This window comes from Shewanella sp. 5_MG-2023 (assembly GCF_030547465.1).
Lineage (GTDB): Bacteria > Pseudomonadota > Gammaproteobacteria > Enterobacterales > Shewanellaceae > Shewanella.
This window is the reverse complement of sequence record NZ_JAUORC010000025.1, coordinates 16,292-30,483: the sequence shown is the minus strand read 5'-3', so window position 1 is coordinate 30,483 and position 14,192 is coordinate 16,292. Positions and strand designations below refer to the sequence as shown.

15 protein-coding genes are annotated in these 14,192 nt (G+C 42.5%); 2 read left to right on the top strand and 13 right to left on the bottom strand.

Annotated elements, in window-relative coordinates:
• The first annotated feature begins 44 nt into the window (after positions 1–44).
• Together rhlB and Q4557_RS15070 are read left to right on the top strand one after the other, a co-directional pair.
• Positions 45–1,340 (top strand): ATP-dependent RNA helicase RhlB, encoded by a 1,296-nt coding sequence (gene rhlB, locus Q4557_RS15075; protein ID WP_102436991.1) that lies wholly within the window; start codon positions 45–47, stop codon positions 1,338–1,340.
• On the top strand, positions 1,341–2,267 hold the full coding sequence (locus tag Q4557_RS15070; RefSeq protein WP_241904971.1) for an exopolyphosphatase: 927 nt from the start codon (positions 1,341–1,343) through the stop codon (positions 2,265–2,267).
• 99 nt (positions 2,268–2,366) lie between these two features.
• On the opposite strand, the gene Q4557_RS15065 is transcribed toward Q4557_RS15070, so the two are convergent.
• The 13 genes from Q4557_RS15065 to rraA form a co-directional block, all read right to left on the bottom strand.
• Positions 2,367–2,918 carry a thioredoxin family protein gene (locus tag Q4557_RS15065; protein ID WP_102476031.1) on the bottom strand — a complete coding sequence of 184 codons (552 nt, stop codon included), beginning with the start codon at positions 2,916–2,918 and terminating at the stop codon, positions 2,367–2,369.
• A 305-nt stretch (positions 2,919–3,223) separates the two neighbouring features.
• Positions 3,224–4,234: a porphobilinogen synthase gene (hemB, locus tag Q4557_RS15060; protein ID WP_102436987.1), complete on the bottom strand. Its 1,011-nt coding sequence runs from the start codon at positions 4,232–4,234 to the stop codon at positions 3,224–3,226.
• A gap of 26 nt (positions 4,235–4,260) precedes the next feature.
• Entirely contained in the window at positions 4,261–6,165 is a 1,905-nt protein-coding gene (locus Q4557_RS15055) for a diguanylate cyclase (protein WP_102436985.1), read from the bottom strand.
• On the bottom strand, positions 6,165–6,962 hold the full coding sequence (locus Q4557_RS15050) for a TatD family hydrolase (RefSeq protein ID WP_102436983.1): 798 nt from the start codon (positions 6,960–6,962) through the stop codon (positions 6,165–6,167). The genes Q4557_RS15055 and Q4557_RS15050 overlap by 1 nt, the downstream gene beginning before the upstream one ends.
• A 3-nt stretch (positions 6,963–6,965) precedes the next feature.
• Positions 6,966–7,484, bottom strand: coding sequence for a hypothetical protein (locus tag Q4557_RS15045; protein WP_102476028.1), 519 nt, complete (start codon positions 7,482–7,484; stop codon positions 6,966–6,968).
• Between the two features lie 52 nt (positions 7,485–7,536).
• The gene (gene tatC / locus Q4557_RS15040) at positions 7,537–8,295 is read right to left on the bottom strand and encodes a twin-arginine translocase subunit TatC (protein ID WP_076539321.1); all 759 of its coding nucleotides are present in this window, start codon (positions 8,293–8,295) and stop codon (positions 7,537–7,539) included.
• A 12-nt stretch (positions 8,296–8,307) separates the two neighbouring features.
• Positions 8,308–8,706, bottom strand: a complete 399-nt coding sequence (gene tatB, locus Q4557_RS15035; protein ID WP_303413703.1) for a Sec-independent protein translocase protein TatB — start codon at positions 8,704–8,706, stop codon at positions 8,308–8,310.
• 6 nt (positions 8,707–8,712) lie between these two features.
• Positions 8,713–8,946, bottom strand: coding sequence for a Sec-independent protein translocase subunit TatA (gene tatA / locus Q4557_RS15030; RefSeq protein ID WP_076539319.1), 234 nt, complete (start codon positions 8,944–8,946; stop codon positions 8,713–8,715).
• A gap of 105 nt (positions 8,947–9,051) precedes the next feature.
• Positions 9,052–10,701 carry a ubiquinone biosynthesis regulatory protein kinase UbiB gene (gene ubiB, locus Q4557_RS15025; RefSeq protein WP_102476026.1) on the bottom strand — a complete coding sequence of 550 codons (1,650 nt, stop codon included), beginning with the start codon at positions 10,699–10,701 and terminating at the stop codon, positions 9,052–9,054.
• Complete coding sequence (locus Q4557_RS15020) at positions 10,698–11,318, bottom strand: SCP2 domain-containing protein (protein WP_102476025.1); 621 nt, start codon at positions 11,316–11,318, stop codon at positions 10,698–10,700. The genes ubiB and Q4557_RS15020 overlap by 4 nt, the downstream gene beginning before the upstream one ends.
• Entirely contained in the window at positions 11,318–12,073 is a 756-nt protein-coding gene (gene ubiE / locus Q4557_RS15015; RefSeq protein WP_102436973.1) for a bifunctional demethylmenaquinone methyltransferase/2-methoxy-6-polyprenyl-1,4-benzoquinol methylase UbiE, read from the bottom strand. Before ubiE ends, Q4557_RS15020 begins: the two co-directional genes overlap by 1 nt.
• 279 nt (positions 12,074–12,352) lie before the next feature.
• Positions 12,353–13,384 (bottom strand): formimidoylglutamase, encoded by a 1,032-nt coding sequence (locus Q4557_RS15010; RefSeq protein WP_102436972.1) that lies wholly within the window; start codon positions 13,382–13,384, stop codon positions 12,353–12,355.
• 171 nt (positions 13,385–13,555) lie between these two features.
• Entirely contained in the window at positions 13,556–14,041 is a 486-nt protein-coding gene (rraA, locus tag Q4557_RS15005; protein WP_076539310.1) for a ribonuclease E activity regulator RraA, read from the bottom strand.
• Between the last annotated feature and the right edge of the window lie 151 nt (positions 14,042–14,192).

Genomic DNA, 14,192 nt, shown 5'->3' with positions numbered 1-14,192 from the left:
ACGATCGAGTCTTTTTTTGCAACACTAACGGGTATGCTTGCGCTATGAGCGAAACACATTTATCAACACAAAGATTCGCCGACTTCCCTCTGAAGTCAGAGGTTATACAGGCTTTGAACGAAAATGGCTTTGAATTTTGTACGCCAATTCAGGCGTTATCTCTTCCCATTTTATTACAACAAAAAGATATTGCTGGCCAGGCACAAACAGGAACTGGCAAGACAATGGCCTTTTTAGTGGCCACTTTTCACCACCTTCTCTCAGTTGCTGAGCCAGAAGGTCGTCAAATTAATCAGCCTAGAGCTATCATCATGGCACCGACTCGCGAACTTGCGATTCAGATTGCCAAAGATGCTAAATTGCTTGCACGACATACGGGTTTAAAAGTCGGTATTGTTTATGGCGGTGAGAGTTATGATGTTCAACGCCAAGTGCTTGATGCTGGTGTTGATATTTTAATTGGTACTACGGGTCGTATTATCGATTACGTACGCCAAGGTGTGATCAGTTTAAATGCAATTCAAGCCGTTGTGCTTGATGAAGCTGATCGCATGTTCGATTTAGGTTTTATTAAAGATATTCGTTTCTTGTTTAGGCGTATGCCTGATGCTAAGTCACGCTTAAATATGTTGTTTTCAGCGACGTTATCAATGAAGGTTCAGGAATTAGCTTACGATCATATGAATGATCCAGAAAAAGTTGAAGTCTCACCTGGCGAAAAAACCTCAAAGAACATCAAAGAAGAAATTTTCTACCCTTCGACTGAAGATAAAATGCGTTTGCTTCTGACATTAATGGAAGAAGATTGGCCAGAAAAGGCTATCGTATTTTCAAACACCAAACACAGCTGTGAAAAGGTGTGGTCATGGTTAGAAGGCGACGGCCATCGAGTGGGGTTATTAACCGGTGATGTACCGCAGAAAAAACGTATTCGCATTTTAGAGCAATTTACTTCAGGCGCGCTTGATGTGTTAGTTGCAACTGATGTGGCGGCGCGTGGCTTACATATTTCTGATGTATCTCATGTTTATAACTATGATTTACCAGATGATTGTGAAGATTACGTTCACCGTATTGGTCGTACAGGTCGTGCGGGACAAAAAGGTGTGTCAGTGAGTTTTGCTTGTGAAGAGTACGCACTGAATTTACCGGCCATTGAGACGTATATTAAGCACTCAATACCAGTCACTAATTATGATCGTGAAGCTTTGCTAGACGATTTACCGCCACCGGTTCGTATCCATCGTAAGCACCCAACAACACGTACGCGTGATGGTGCGAGAAGTGGTGCGCATCGCAGTGGTGGACGTCCACCTCAAAGGGCACGTAGACATTCGTAAATGACAGTGACAGCTGCAATGCCTGCATATGCCGCGATAACACTCGGCTCAAATAGTTTTAATATGTTGGTCGCTCACACCCTGAACGGCCAACCCACTATTATTGCAAAATACAAACGTAAAGTACGTTTGGCTGAAGGTATTGGGGCTGATAACCGTCTTGATGAAGCCGTATTACAGCGCGGGCTAGATTGTTTGCAAATGTTTGCTGAGATGCTTGATAAACATCAAGTCGCAGCTGAGCATGTGGCGGTATTTGCCACCGCAACTTTACGTGTGATCAGCAATGCTGATGAGTTTCACCAACGGGCATTACCGATTTTAGGTCATCCGATTGAAGTCATTAGTGGTTTGCGAGAAGCTGAATTAATTTACCAAGGTATGGCGGCCACTACAGAAGGTGGCGGCCAACGCTTGGTGATTGATATTGGCGGCGCCAGTACTGAGTTTATTATCGGAAATGGTAATCAAGTGCTGTTTAAAACCAGTTTAGACTTTGGCTGTGTGCGCTTTAATCAACAGTTTTTTAAGCAAACGCCTTATCTAATGGCTGATTTTGAGCAAGCTAAAGCTGCGGTACTGATGGCGCTGAAGCCTTGCTTGCAACAACTGACACAATTGGGTTGGCAAGGCGTTGTGGGCGCATCAGGGGCTGTACAGTCTGTGGTGTCAGTACTTCATCATCGCGAGCTGTCTGAGATCATCACTTTGAAAGTGCTGCATCGTTTTAGAGACGAAGTGTTGGCACAGCAAAATGAGTCACTGCATCATATTCAAGGCTTATCTGCTGAAAAAGCACCGACATTTGCCTCAGGGATTGCGATTTTAATCGCCTTATTTGAGTTACTTGATATTGAGTCGCTTAATTTATCGGGTGGTGCGCTGCGTGAAGGAGTGCTAAGCATGTTGGCTGCAAGAATGGCTTAATGCTTTAATGACCTTGTAATAAAAATCGAATACAAAAAACGGGATCATTTGATCCCGTTTTTATTTGCCTAAAAAAACTCAAGAGGCTTTCAAAACAGACTATTTCAGAATGTTGACTAAATCTTGTTCCAGCGACACTGTTGGACGTTCAACGATTCGGCCAATTTCTTCATCTTGTTGCTGAATGATAAAGGTCGGGATTCGGGTGAATTCATATGCTGCCGCTAGGCCTTCTGGATCAACTTTGCTGCGATCAATACCTATGTAAGTCACGGTAATATTCGGATTGGCCGCTTCTTCGATAAGGCGCATGAAACGTGGCGTTTCACGATGGCAATCAGGGCACCAAGTACCAATAATTACCACGATATTTGTTGGGGTAGTTACCGCTTTTAATTCAGTTAATGCGGCAGCATCAATTTTATACTGCTCATACTCTGCAGCGTAACCTGGTAAGTCTTTTTCAAGTGTTGAAATATCAACAAGTCCGGTAATAATCACTTCTTGTTTCTCCTCGCTGCATGTTGCCATGAAGCCTGTTTGCTCTTCATCGAATGAACAACCACTGCCAGCCATGGCTGAGCCAGCAACCAAATGGCTGCCAAAGAAAATTGCGGTTGTAGCTAATAATGTTTTAACAGTGTTATGCATGATAAGGCCTCAAGAAAGAACAATAAAACAATTCAATCATTTAACCTTAGGTTAGTGAAGTTGAATATTAGCTAGCTGTTAGCTAGATCACTAATATAAGTAAAATTCAAAGATAACTTTGCACTGGCTCATAGTGCATTAGCAAGAGTTAATGTTTATTGCTACGGCGATGAATGTCACTATTGGGGGGTGTATTAGTCGCCTTTATAATCAATTTGAATCATTTAGCCTGCAAAATGCGCTATAAAAAAGGAGACCAATAGGTCTCCTGTTTGTTATTCATCTTGTATAAATAACATTTTTATTTACTTATCTTCTTTAAGCCACTGAGCTGCGCTTTTAGCAAAGTAAGTTAAAATACCATCGGCGCCAGCGCGCTTAAAGCACAGCAGTGATTCCATCACGATAGCCTTTTCGGCTAACCAGCCATTTTGAATTGCTGCCATGTGCATGGCATATTCGCCACTCACTTGGTATGCAAAAGTCGGCACTGCTAGTTCGGTTTTTACGCGGCGAACGATATCAAGGTATGGCATGCCAGGCTTTACCATTACCATGTCTGCACCTTCTTGAATATCTAATGCGACTTCATGTAAGGCTTCATCGCTATTGGCTGGATCCATTTGGTAGCTATGCTTGTTGCCACCTTTAAGGTTACCTGCTGAGCCGACAGCGTCACGGAAAGGGCCGTAGTAACTAGAAGAGTATTTGGCTGAATATGCCATAATTTGAGTGTTAACGTGGCCTGCAGCTTCTAATGCTTCACGAATAGCGCCAATTCGGCCATCCATCATGTCTGAAGGAGCGACAATGTCAGCGCCGGCTTCAGCGTGTGATAAGGCTTGTTTGACTAAGATCTCAGTGGTGATGTCGTTAAGGATGTAACCTGTGTCATCAATAATGCCGTCTTGACCATGGGTGGTGAAGGGGTCAAGTGCCACATCTGTCATAATCCCAAGCTCAGGAAAAGCTTGTTTTAACTCACGTACGGCGCGCTGTACTAAACCGTCACAATTGTAAGCTTCTTCAGCCATGAGGGTTTTCTTTTCCGCAGGTGTAACTGGGAACAGGGCAATCAAAGGAATGCCAAGTTCGACTAATTCAGCGGCTTCTTTGAGTAATAAGTCGATTGAATAGCGTTCAACACCCGGCATCGACGCCACTTTTTCGGTGCGATTGTTGCCTTCAAGAACAAACATTGGGTAGATAAGGTCATTCACCGACAGTTTGTTTTCTGACATTAAACGGCGGCTGAAATCATGTTTACGCATGCGGCGCATTCTGCGCTGTGGAAAAGCACTAGTAATTATATTCACATTCGACTCCTGAAATTAGACTGATCTTAATCAGACGAAAACAGACAAACCTGATTTCGTCCACTGCGCTTAGCTTGGTAAAGCGCTTTATCTGCTTGTTCAAGTAACTGAGTTGGCTGTTCATTGGTTTCGATAATGGCAGCGCTCACACCGATACTTACGAAAAGGGAAATAGGGTTATTATCCCAATCGATTGATAAATTAGAGATTGCTTGGCGAATTCTTTCAGCCAATAGCATCGCTCCTACACTATCAGTATTTGGTAATATAATAGCAAACTCTTCACCTCCAAAACGTGACACCAGATCGGTTGGTCGTTTTAAAAACTCAGAAATTGTTGTCGCAATCACTTTAATTGCAAGGTCGCCAGCAAGGTGACCAAATTGATCATTAATCTGTTTAAATTTATCAATATCAACCATTAGGATAGCAAGTGAGGTTTGCTGACGACGACTAATGCGTCCTTCTGCGGTTAGGCGTTTATCAAAGGCGTTTCTATTTTTTACCCCAGTTAAACTGTCAGTGGTGCTTTGTTGCTGCAGCTTTTGATTGGCATCATTTAGCTCACGTAAGGTGACTTCGAGTTCAAGAGTCCGCTCAGCGACCATTTGTTCGAGACGTTCATTGGTTCTCGCTTCTGCTTTTAAAGCTTCATCACGGTTTTGTTGTAGTTTTTGGGCTTGCTCTAGGGCCTTTTTTTGCATTTGAAGTTTGGCTTTTCGTTCATCGTTATAGCGCACTGCTAGCACTGCAGCCATGACAATGACTTCAAAGGTCAGTCCGATCATCATTGGAGTATGCGCTGGCATATACCACTGTAAATAGCCCAGATAAATGAGCCCGCTGAGAATGGCACCAATAAATAGCCCGATACGGGCAATAGCATATAAACGTGCATTTTTACTGCCTTTAATTACTTGTATTAAAGATACTGTAATCAGTACACAGCTAATGGCGATTACCGAGAAAGTGAGCAAATATAAGCTGAACTTAAAATCAATAAACGAGATAACCAGACTCAGTAAAACGCAGTAAACCGCAAGGTAACGACCGACTAATAGCATCGGTTTATTATGATATTTAAGTAGCATCACTTTTTCGGTAAACATCAGCGCAAAAGCTAAGGCTATCGGGATTAATATCGGAATGGCTAAGTTTTGCACCACCGGCAGTGTGGGCCATAAATATTGAAAGGCAATACCATGAATAGTGGCCACAAGTAGAGTTAAACTGAGTACATAGCCACTATAGTAACTATAACTAAAAGACCCTGATGCGAGGGCAATAAACAAACTAAATAGCCCAATGGCAATCAATATCCCAATTTGAAAGCCATTAGCAAGGCTTTGAGACTCAATGGCATGGCTGTAATCATTTTTACTCCATAGTACCAATGGAAAATTTAAGCTGCCGCGATTATCGATTTTTAAGTAAAAGGTATGTGTTTCGTTTGGCTGTAATTCAAAGGGGTAAAGAAATAAATTACTTTGCAGTGGGCGCTGTTTAAACGGATAGCTATCACCCATTAGCTCCACTTTTACTAATTTGTTATTGACTAAATGATATAGTTTCATGCTATCTAGCAGTGGGTTATTCAGCGCTATCATGCGTGATAGATGGTCATTAGGGCTAAAAATACTAAAACTCAACCAAGTATTTTTAGCGCCAATTTTACGCATATCGCCGCGGCTTAACTTGCGCCAATCTTGTTGGCTATTTTTTAGCAGTGTTAAGCTGGCAAGCTCTTCAATATCTTGAGACTGATTGATATACATCCAATCCGTTAATTTGATTTTTGTAATGGATGAGGCGGTTAATCTTAGCGGGGTATTGGCGTGCTCAACGGCAAGCGCGTGGGCTGCTTGTAATTGAGTTAGCAATATAATAAAAAACAAAGTAAATGCTTTAAACGCCCAATGCACTTGCTGCATTAATCCTGCCCTAGGTTAAAAAAACGCTGGCTGTTGGTGTAGCAATGGGCTGCCAGCTCTGCATAGGGTTGCTGACGAAGATTAGCAATATACTCGGCAATATAGGGCAAGTATTGTGGCAAATTTTTGCTAGATTTGGGTTTAGGGCGCATGCTGCGAGGTAATAAATAAGGGCTGTCAGTTTCAACCATTAAGCGGTTGTTTGGGATCAATGGCACTATGCTCGCCAGCTCAGCGCCGCGACGTTCATCGCATACCCAGCCAGTTATGCCGATATGTAAATCTAATTCAAGACAAGCAAGTAACTCATCTTTGCTGCCCGTAAAGCAATGCAGCAGCGCTGCAGGGAGCTTGTGGCGATATTGACTTACTATTGCAATAAAGTCCTCGTGAGCGTCACGACAGTGCATCAGTACCGGCATTTGTAATGCAACTGCCAATTCAAGTTGGGCGTGAAAGGCAAGGCGCTGGGCATTACGGGGAGAAAAGTCGCGATTATAATCTAAACCGCATTCACCAATAGCAACCACTTGCTTTAATGCTGCTAAGGTTTTTATCTCATCAGCACTGGCAGCATTCCAGCTACTGGCGTGGTGAGGGTGAACCCCTGCAGTGCTATAGAGTTGCTGAGGGTATTTTGCGCACAGCGAGGCGCTGTCGCTACTTTCAGTAATATCACTGCCAATAACAATTAACGGCGAAACATGATGTTGCGCCGCTTGAGTCACTATGTTGTCAATATCAGCGATTAACCTGCTGCTAAGCAAATTAACGGCTATGTCGATATGCTGCGGCATGATTTATTTTAAACGCTTCACTCGAATAGTGGAGTTACGATCATCGCTGCCCAGTAGGAATGAACCGAGAGCGCCTTTTTCAACAAAGACGGTTTGATCTTTTTTCACTTTATAGCGGTCAGTACCTGATTGCTTCCAAGTTTGATTATTAGACAGGGTAATAATTAATGAGCCGTAAGGATCTTTTTTTACCGATACAACGTCAGCATAAAGGCGAGTGACATCCTCATCGACCTTCTTTTTAAGACCAAACTCTTGTTCTGCAGTAGGATTGTTAGACGTTGCAACTGCAGCCTTTGTTACGGCAGATGCAGTTACTACTGCTGGCGTCGATACCGCAGTAGCAGTCTCTGTTGTCGCTGAAGTGAGGGAGGTGTTAACTGACGCGGCTAATGTGTCGTAACACATTAGCCGGTCAAGTTTGTCAGTTTGAGCTGCACAGCTCGCCAGTTGTTGCTCAACACTGGCCTGTGCTTGAGAAGAGATAGCCAAAGCAAAAGTGGCAATCAAAGTTAAACGCATTACAGAATCCTTCTTTTTATTGGTTAACTAGTCCATGAGTGCGATGCGCAATTTAACTATCAGCTTTCTCGTTCTCTGGCTCTTCGTTATCTGTATCTTCTTTTGGGGTATATAGCCTAGCTGCTAATAAACCACCTTCAAATAATATTAACATAGGAATCGCTAACATTGTTTGTGAAATAATATCAGGTGGCGTTAGCATCATGCCAACCACAAATGCACCTACAACAATGTAAGGGCGTTTTTGTTTAAGCTCATCTGGTGTTGTCACGCCAGCCCAGCACATTAATACTACGGCTACAGGGATTTCAAAGGCTAAACCAAAAGCAAAAAATAGCTTTAAGATAAAACTTAAATAGCTACTAATGTCGGTTGCTACTTGCACTCCTTCTGGTGCGACACTGGTGAAAAACGCAAATACCACCGGAAATACCACGTAATAGGCGAAAGCAATACCGAGGTAAAATAATACCGTACTGCTAAATAGCAGCGGCATAATCATGCGCTTTTCGTGTTTGTATAAACCGGGCGCCACAAATGACCATACTTGAAATAGTACGTAGGGGATCGCCACAAAAAATGATAACACTAAGGTTAATTTAAATGGCGCAAAAAAGGGCGCGGCTACATCCGTTGCAATCATACTGCCGGTCTCTGGCAGTGATTGCATTAATGGGATTGCCATATAATGGTAAATGTCATTTGCCCAATAAACTAAGCAGATAAATACCAGCAATACGCTGCCGATAGCTCTAAGTAACTTATTTCGTAACTCAAGCAAATGACTGATAAGAGGTAGCTGTTGTGACATTGGTTACCCGTGTTAGCTTTTGGTATTTGAACTGTCAGAGTCGTTTGCTTGTTCACTTTTGGCAGTAGAACTTTCAGCGGGTGTAGCTGCAGAGGTATCTTTGGCTACTTCGTCAACTTGATAGGGACGATTAACCGATTTTGCAGCATTTTTTAGCTGATCAATGGACTCTTGTAGTTCAGGTGATAGGTTCGACAAACCTTTGCTTTCTGCTTTTTTAAGGTCAGCATGAAGCTGATCAATTTTAAGCTCTTGCTCTAATTCATCTTTGACTGAGTTTGCCATCCGCTTTAATGAGCGGATCCACTCAGATATTGAACGTACTGCAACCGGAAGTCTTTCGGGGCCGAGAACCACAAGCCCCAAAATTCCAATCAGCAGTAGCTCCATAAAGCCAATACCGTCAAACATAATGAATTACGCCTGTTCTTTATCCTTTGACTCGGATTTCTGCTCAGTTGCCTGTTCAGACTTTTTCGCAGTGCTGTCTTCTAGAGACTTCTTTTCTTCATCTTCAGGATTCATTGCATTTTTGAAGCCCTTAACAGCCCCACCTAAATCGCCACCTAAAGAACGTAATTTTTTAGTTCCGAATAACAACACAACAATTAACGCAATAATTAGAAGCTGCCAAATACTGATGCCGCCCATGAACATTTCCTCTATAAGAATAAAAACATGATGTTGGAATTTTTACATTCACAATTGTAACCTTTATACATAGAGTATTATGAACCTCTAATGTATAAGTGCTAGTTAAAATTTACGGTTTTTTGGTCTGGATCGCCATCCTGTGAACCAAAGCACTATACCTGATGTGATACAAATGTAAGCAGGCCATAGTGTAGCGTATTGGTTTAATAATATTGTGCCACAGATCAACATTACAGCAGCTGTTATTAATAAGTAATTACTTTTATGGGCTTTATGTTGAAATTTTAGGTACTTATCAAGCATTTGTTGTTGGGTGCCCAGTAGTTTTCGACCCATTTTTAAATTGTCATAGATAAGTTCTGGAAATTCTGGCAGCTTTTCAGCCCAATAAGGGCTCTTCATTTTAACTTTATCAAAAATGGCTTTCGGGCCGACTTGTTCAGACATCCACTGCTCTAAAAACGGTTTAGCTGTTGACCATAAGTCTAGCTGTGGGTACAGCTGACGACCTAAGCCTTCAATGTAAAGTAATGTTTTTTCGAGTAAAACAAGTTGTGGTTGCACGACGATATCGAATCGGCGGGCAGTGCGAAATAACTCCAGTAACACATGGCCAAATGAGATTTCGTCTAATGGCTTATTAAACATGGGTTCGCAAACCACTTTAACCGCTTGCTCAAATGCCAGTACGTCAGTGTTTTCTGATACCCAACCCGATTCAATATAAAGCTGGGCAATACGCTGATAATCACGATTAAAAAAGGCTAAGAAATTTTCTGCTAAATAGCGTTTGTCGACATCATTAAGGGTGCCCATAATGCCGCAATCCATGCCGATATAAAATGGATTGTCAGGGTGTTCACGGCTTATAAAAATATTGCCAGGGTGCATGTCAGCATGGAAAAAATTATCACGAAATACTTGGGTGAAAAACAGCTCAACACCGCGTTCAGCCAAAAGCTTTAAATTAGTCCCTTGGGCTTTTAAGGCTTCAATATCTGAAACAGGAATGCCGTAAACACGCTCCATTACCATTAGGCGAGGGTAGCAATAATCTTCATAAACATAAGGCACATACAAGCTATCAGAGTCTAAAAAATTGTTACGTAGCTTGATGGCATTGAGCGCCTCTAGTTTAAGGTTTAGCTCGCCTAAAATGGTGGTGCGATAATCATCAATGACTTCAGCAGGGCGCAGACGATTGCCTTCACCTAATAGCTTTTCAAGTAAATTGGCCGCTTGGCACATCAGTTGTAAATCAGCATTAACTTGCGCTTCAACGTTGGGACGTAAAACTTTTAACACCACCTCTGCGCCATTTTCTTTCAAGTTAGCAGTGTGAACTTGAGATATGGATGCTGACGCTAAGGGAATGTCTTCAAAGTTGTCAAATAATGAGTCTATCGGCGCTTTTAGTTCTGCTTCAATAGCTTGGCGGGCAAGGGTTGAATCAAAAGGTGGTACGCGGTCTTGCAACATAGCCAGCTCACTGGCCCACTCATCATTGAGTAAGTCACGGCGAGTTGACAGCATTTGTCCCAGCTTGATGTAAACCGGTCCTAAATCTTGCATCGCCAGCTTTAAACGCTCAGCAGAAGATTTGTCTTTGTGTTGGTTGCGGATCCAAAAGAAACAATTTCGCAGAAGTGAAAAGTACCAGGGAGTTTTATTTTTGGGTAAAACATCATCTAAGCCGTAATGGAGTACAGTTTTTATGACTTGGTAACCACGCCTGATACTTGCAATTGTCATGGGGTAATTTTTTCTCTTAATTTTGCTATCTTGGACTCAATGCTTGTTGTTCTATCAACAAGCTGTTCCAGATTATCACGAAAATGAATGAAGTCGATTTGATGAGGGGCGAGTCGATATTCTTCAGTGGTTAATTGACCCACATGAGAGAGCGACTTTTCAAACACTTGCTTCATTGAACTGGCTAAGTGTTTGGTATTAGTCAGCAACATATGAGTCGGGGCATCACCAATATACTTTGATAATGGCTCGGCAAAATCTAACTCAATGTGCTTTAAGTAATGACTAAAGCTTTGCAATAAGTTGATATCGCCATCGAGGATCAGCTTATCTTGCTTAATGAGCTCGGTAAGGTTAGCCCCTTCAGTCACCTTATAAAGCGTAGTGACATCAGCAGTAATACTGACGTCAACAGTGGCTTCATAAGCGCTCATGACTTGAATTTGCGGTGCAAAAATAAGGTATATTGGCCAACTAACTTGGGTTAACTGAATTTTGAATACTTTACCGTGCAACGGCTTTAGTCGCGCATATTCACCCTGATCTTGTGCTTGTAACTGCCCGAGAGCAGTTTCCATTGCAGCACAAGCCAGTAATGAACAGTGGTTCGGCAGCATTAGAATTTATAACCGCGATGTAAGGCGACAACACCATCAGTCATATTGGTGTAGTCAACTTGTTCAAGACCGGCATCAAGCATCATTTGCTTTAAGGTTTCTTGATCTGGATGCATGCGAATTGATTCAGCTAGGTATTCATAGCTGTCAGCATCTTGGGTAATTAGTGCGCCCATTTTAGGCAACACTTTAAAGCTATAAAGATCATAAACTTTACGCATGACTTCGTGTTGAGGTTTTGAGAACTCAAGCACTAATAACTTTCCGCCAGGTTTTAGTACCCGGCGCATCGAGCGTAATGCTGCGTCTTTATCGGTCACATTACGTAAACCAAACGCAATGGTAATAATATCAAAATGATTGTCAGGAAACGGCAGTGCTTCAGCATTAGCTTGTACGTAACTGACATTGCTAACAATGCCTTTGTCGCGCAATTTAGTACGGCCAACTTTAAGCATTGAATCATTAATGTCAGCAAGAATAACCTGGCCGCGCTCACCCACAAGGTGTGAGAATTTAGCGGTTAAATCACCGGTGCCGCCAGCAAGGTCAAGTACTTTCATGCCCGGTCTTGCGCCTGCGGTCGCAATCGTGTGACGTTTCCAAAAACGGTGTACACCGAATGACATAACATCATTCATGATGTCGTATTTAGCAGCAACCGAATGAAATACGTCAGCAACTAAATCCGCTTTTTTCTCTGAATCAACGGTTTTGTAACCAAAATGGGTGTTCTTTGGGTCGCCCTCAGACATCTGTGTATTCCTATAATGTGCGGTAATTAACAGCGAGTGTATGTCATTGCTTGCTTTGCAGAAACTTCAATCAGCCAGAATGTGATCAAGTTTACTTGAAATAGCTAAGAATGCGTTAAGACAGCGTATTATTCTATCTCATCAAAATTGCCCTGCATTAGAGCATAAAATTCACAGTTATTGAATAGTGAAAGTATTAGGTAATAGCGTGCAATAAATTTAACAGCTTAAGTTTGTACGATCCTTAAGCGAGAGAAGTTCAAATATCCCTTGCTTAAGCTAGCTTACTTTTCTTGCCTGGATATAACTGTACATTAATTCACAGACACTTTGGCCTACATCACGCTTACCAGCCATATCACCCGCATCGTGACATTGAGGCGCGGCTTCAGCAATATGCAGATAAGCACAAGGGCAGTGTTTAGCGATGTGATGAATATAGTGGCAGGCATCTAACAAGGGCACACCGGCAAAAGTGGATGCGCTGCTGGGCATTTTGGCGATGGCATCTACATCAATTTCTAAGGCCACTGGCAGTTGAGTTTGATTAAGATTGCTGGCGATTTGTTGCAGCGCTTGGCTTAAGTCGATTTCTCGTCTGACCCAAATTTGCTGAAAGCTGTGCCAATGACCGCCAAATAAGCTTAATTGCTCTAAGGTGGCTTCAGTGTTTTTTAGCTCATGTAAACCTAGCACATGGTAATAAGCCAGTGCGCCATTGGCTGCAGCATAGCTAAATCCGTTGCCACTGTGGCGCCCTTCCCGTGGGCGAAAATCGCTATGGGGATCAAGGTTTACTGCCGCAGCCGCCTGATTAAAGTGAGCCTTAGTCGCCATTAGCATGCCATATGCATTGTTATGACCGCCGCCGATCACTATGGGCTCAAGCTCTGCTGCCATAATTTGGCTGATCACACTAATGACTTGGTTATCAAGTTCTTTAGTCGCTTGCCTTAACTCTTCTAGGGATGCCGCTTCTGGCAGTGGGGCCTGAGATATTTCCCCTAAAATAAGACACTGTTTACCATCAAGGTAGCGGTTGGACTGCAAATTAAGCCATTGTTGCATAGTGGCACTAAAGGCTGCAGATGAGCCGCCGCGGCCTAAGTTAGCCCTTGGACCAGCATCTTCGGTAATTCCGACAATAACAAATTGCACCCCATTGGTTTTAGCCTCACAAAGTGCCTGTTTAAGATCCGCTAAAGAGGGGGCTGATTCGGAGATAAGCTTGACGGTTTGGCCCAGTTTGCTTTCGCCATCTCTGCTGGAGAGGTATTGATTAACTTCACTGCGGGTCATTATCTGCAACATTAAGAACCTATTTCATTCAATTGGGGTTAGCTTTAAGGCTAATATGTCGAGCCACATATCTAGAGTCAAATACTTAGAGCTTATGACTTAAAAATAGGCCATAAAAAAGCCAGCATAGCTGGCTTTAGTCGATATTTAAACTGGTAATATGTAACCAGCAATATCAATCGATTATTCGATATCTAATGGCTCTGGCGATAAGATAACGCCAGTATTGTCAGCATAGATATGGTCGCATGGCAGGAATGTTACCCCACCAAAGTTAACTGGGATTTCAACTTCACCAACGCCATTAGTGTCAGCGCCAATCGGGATTGAAGCTAATGCTTGAATACCAATATCCATTTCTTCAAGGGTGTCAACGTCACGTACTGAGCCGTAAACAATAATGCCTTCCCACTTGTTAGCCACTGCGATTTCAGCAATCGAGGCATCAATTAATGCACGGCGCATTGAACCGCCACCATCTACTAACAAGACTTTACCTTCGCCTTCTGCTTGCAGCGCATCAGCAATTAAGCCGTTATCTTCAAAACATTTGATGGTACTAATCGAACCACCAAAAGAGCTACAACCGCCGTAATTACTGAACATTGGTTCTACTACATCAACGACATCTAAATACATATCACACAATTCTGAGGTGTTGTATTCCATAGTGACACTCCTTGGGGTTAGCGATTCACAGAGGTTTTCGCCAGTTATCAAAGCAATAATATATGAATTATATGAGCTTTTTATGAAAATAACAGCGATATTCATCACTTGATAAAGATAATCAGTTAGTTGTTCAGTCTTTGGTCTTAAG

What these genes read in the sequence shown, in the direction of transcription:
- Q4557_RS15050 (WP_102436983.1), bottom strand. Translation starts at nt 6,962, where the DNA reads ATGCCGCAGCATATCGACATAGCCGTTAATTTGCTTAGCAGCAGGTTA.
- Q4557_RS15055 (WP_102436985.1), bottom strand. Translation starts at nt 6,165, where the DNA reads ATGCAGCAAGTGCATTGGGCGTTTAAAGCATTTACTTTGTTTTTTATT.
- Q4557_RS15020 (WP_102476025.1), bottom strand. Translation starts at nt 11,318, where the DNA reads ATGCTGCCGAACCACTGTTCATTACTGGCTTGTGCTGCAATGGAAACT.
- Q4557_RS15045 (WP_102476028.1), bottom strand. Translation starts at nt 7,484, where the DNA reads ATGCGTTTAACTTTGATTGCCACTTTTGCTTTGGCTATCTCTTCTCAA.
- ubiE (WP_102436973.1), bottom strand. Translation starts at nt 12,073, where the DNA reads ATGTCTGAGGGCGACCCAAAGAACACCCATTTTGGTTACAAAACCGTT.
- ubiB (WP_102476026.1), bottom strand. Translation starts at nt 10,701, where the DNA reads ATGACAATTGCAAGTATCAGGCGTGGTTACCAAGTCATAAAAACTGTA.
- tatB (WP_303413703.1), bottom strand. Translation starts at nt 8,706, where the DNA reads ATGTTTGACGGTATTGGCTTTATGGAGCTACTGCTGATTGGAATTTTG.
- tatC (WP_076539321.1), bottom strand. Translation starts at nt 8,295, where the DNA reads ATGTCACAACAGCTACCTCTTATCAGTCATTTGCTTGAGTTACGAAAT.
- rhlB (WP_102436991.1), top strand. Translation starts at nt 45, where the DNA reads ATGAGCGAAACACATTTATCAACACAAAGATTCGCCGACTTCCCTCTG.
- Q4557_RS15070 (WP_241904971.1), top strand. Translation starts at nt 1,341, where the DNA reads ATGACAGTGACAGCTGCAATGCCTGCATATGCCGCGATAACACTCGGC.
- tatA (WP_076539319.1), bottom strand. Translation starts at nt 8,946, where the DNA reads ATGGGCGGCATCAGTATTTGGCAGCTTCTAATTATTGCGTTAATTGTT.
- rraA (WP_076539310.1), bottom strand. Translation starts at nt 14,041, where the DNA reads ATGGAATACAACACCTCAGAATTGTGTGATATGTATTTAGATGTCGTT.
- Q4557_RS15065 (WP_102476031.1), bottom strand. Translation starts at nt 2,918, where the DNA reads ATGCATAACACTGTTAAAACATTATTAGCTACAACCGCAATTTTCTTT.
- Q4557_RS15010 (WP_102436972.1), bottom strand. Translation starts at nt 13,384, where the DNA reads ATGTTGCAGATAATGACCCGCAGTGAAGTTAATCAATACCTCTCCAGC.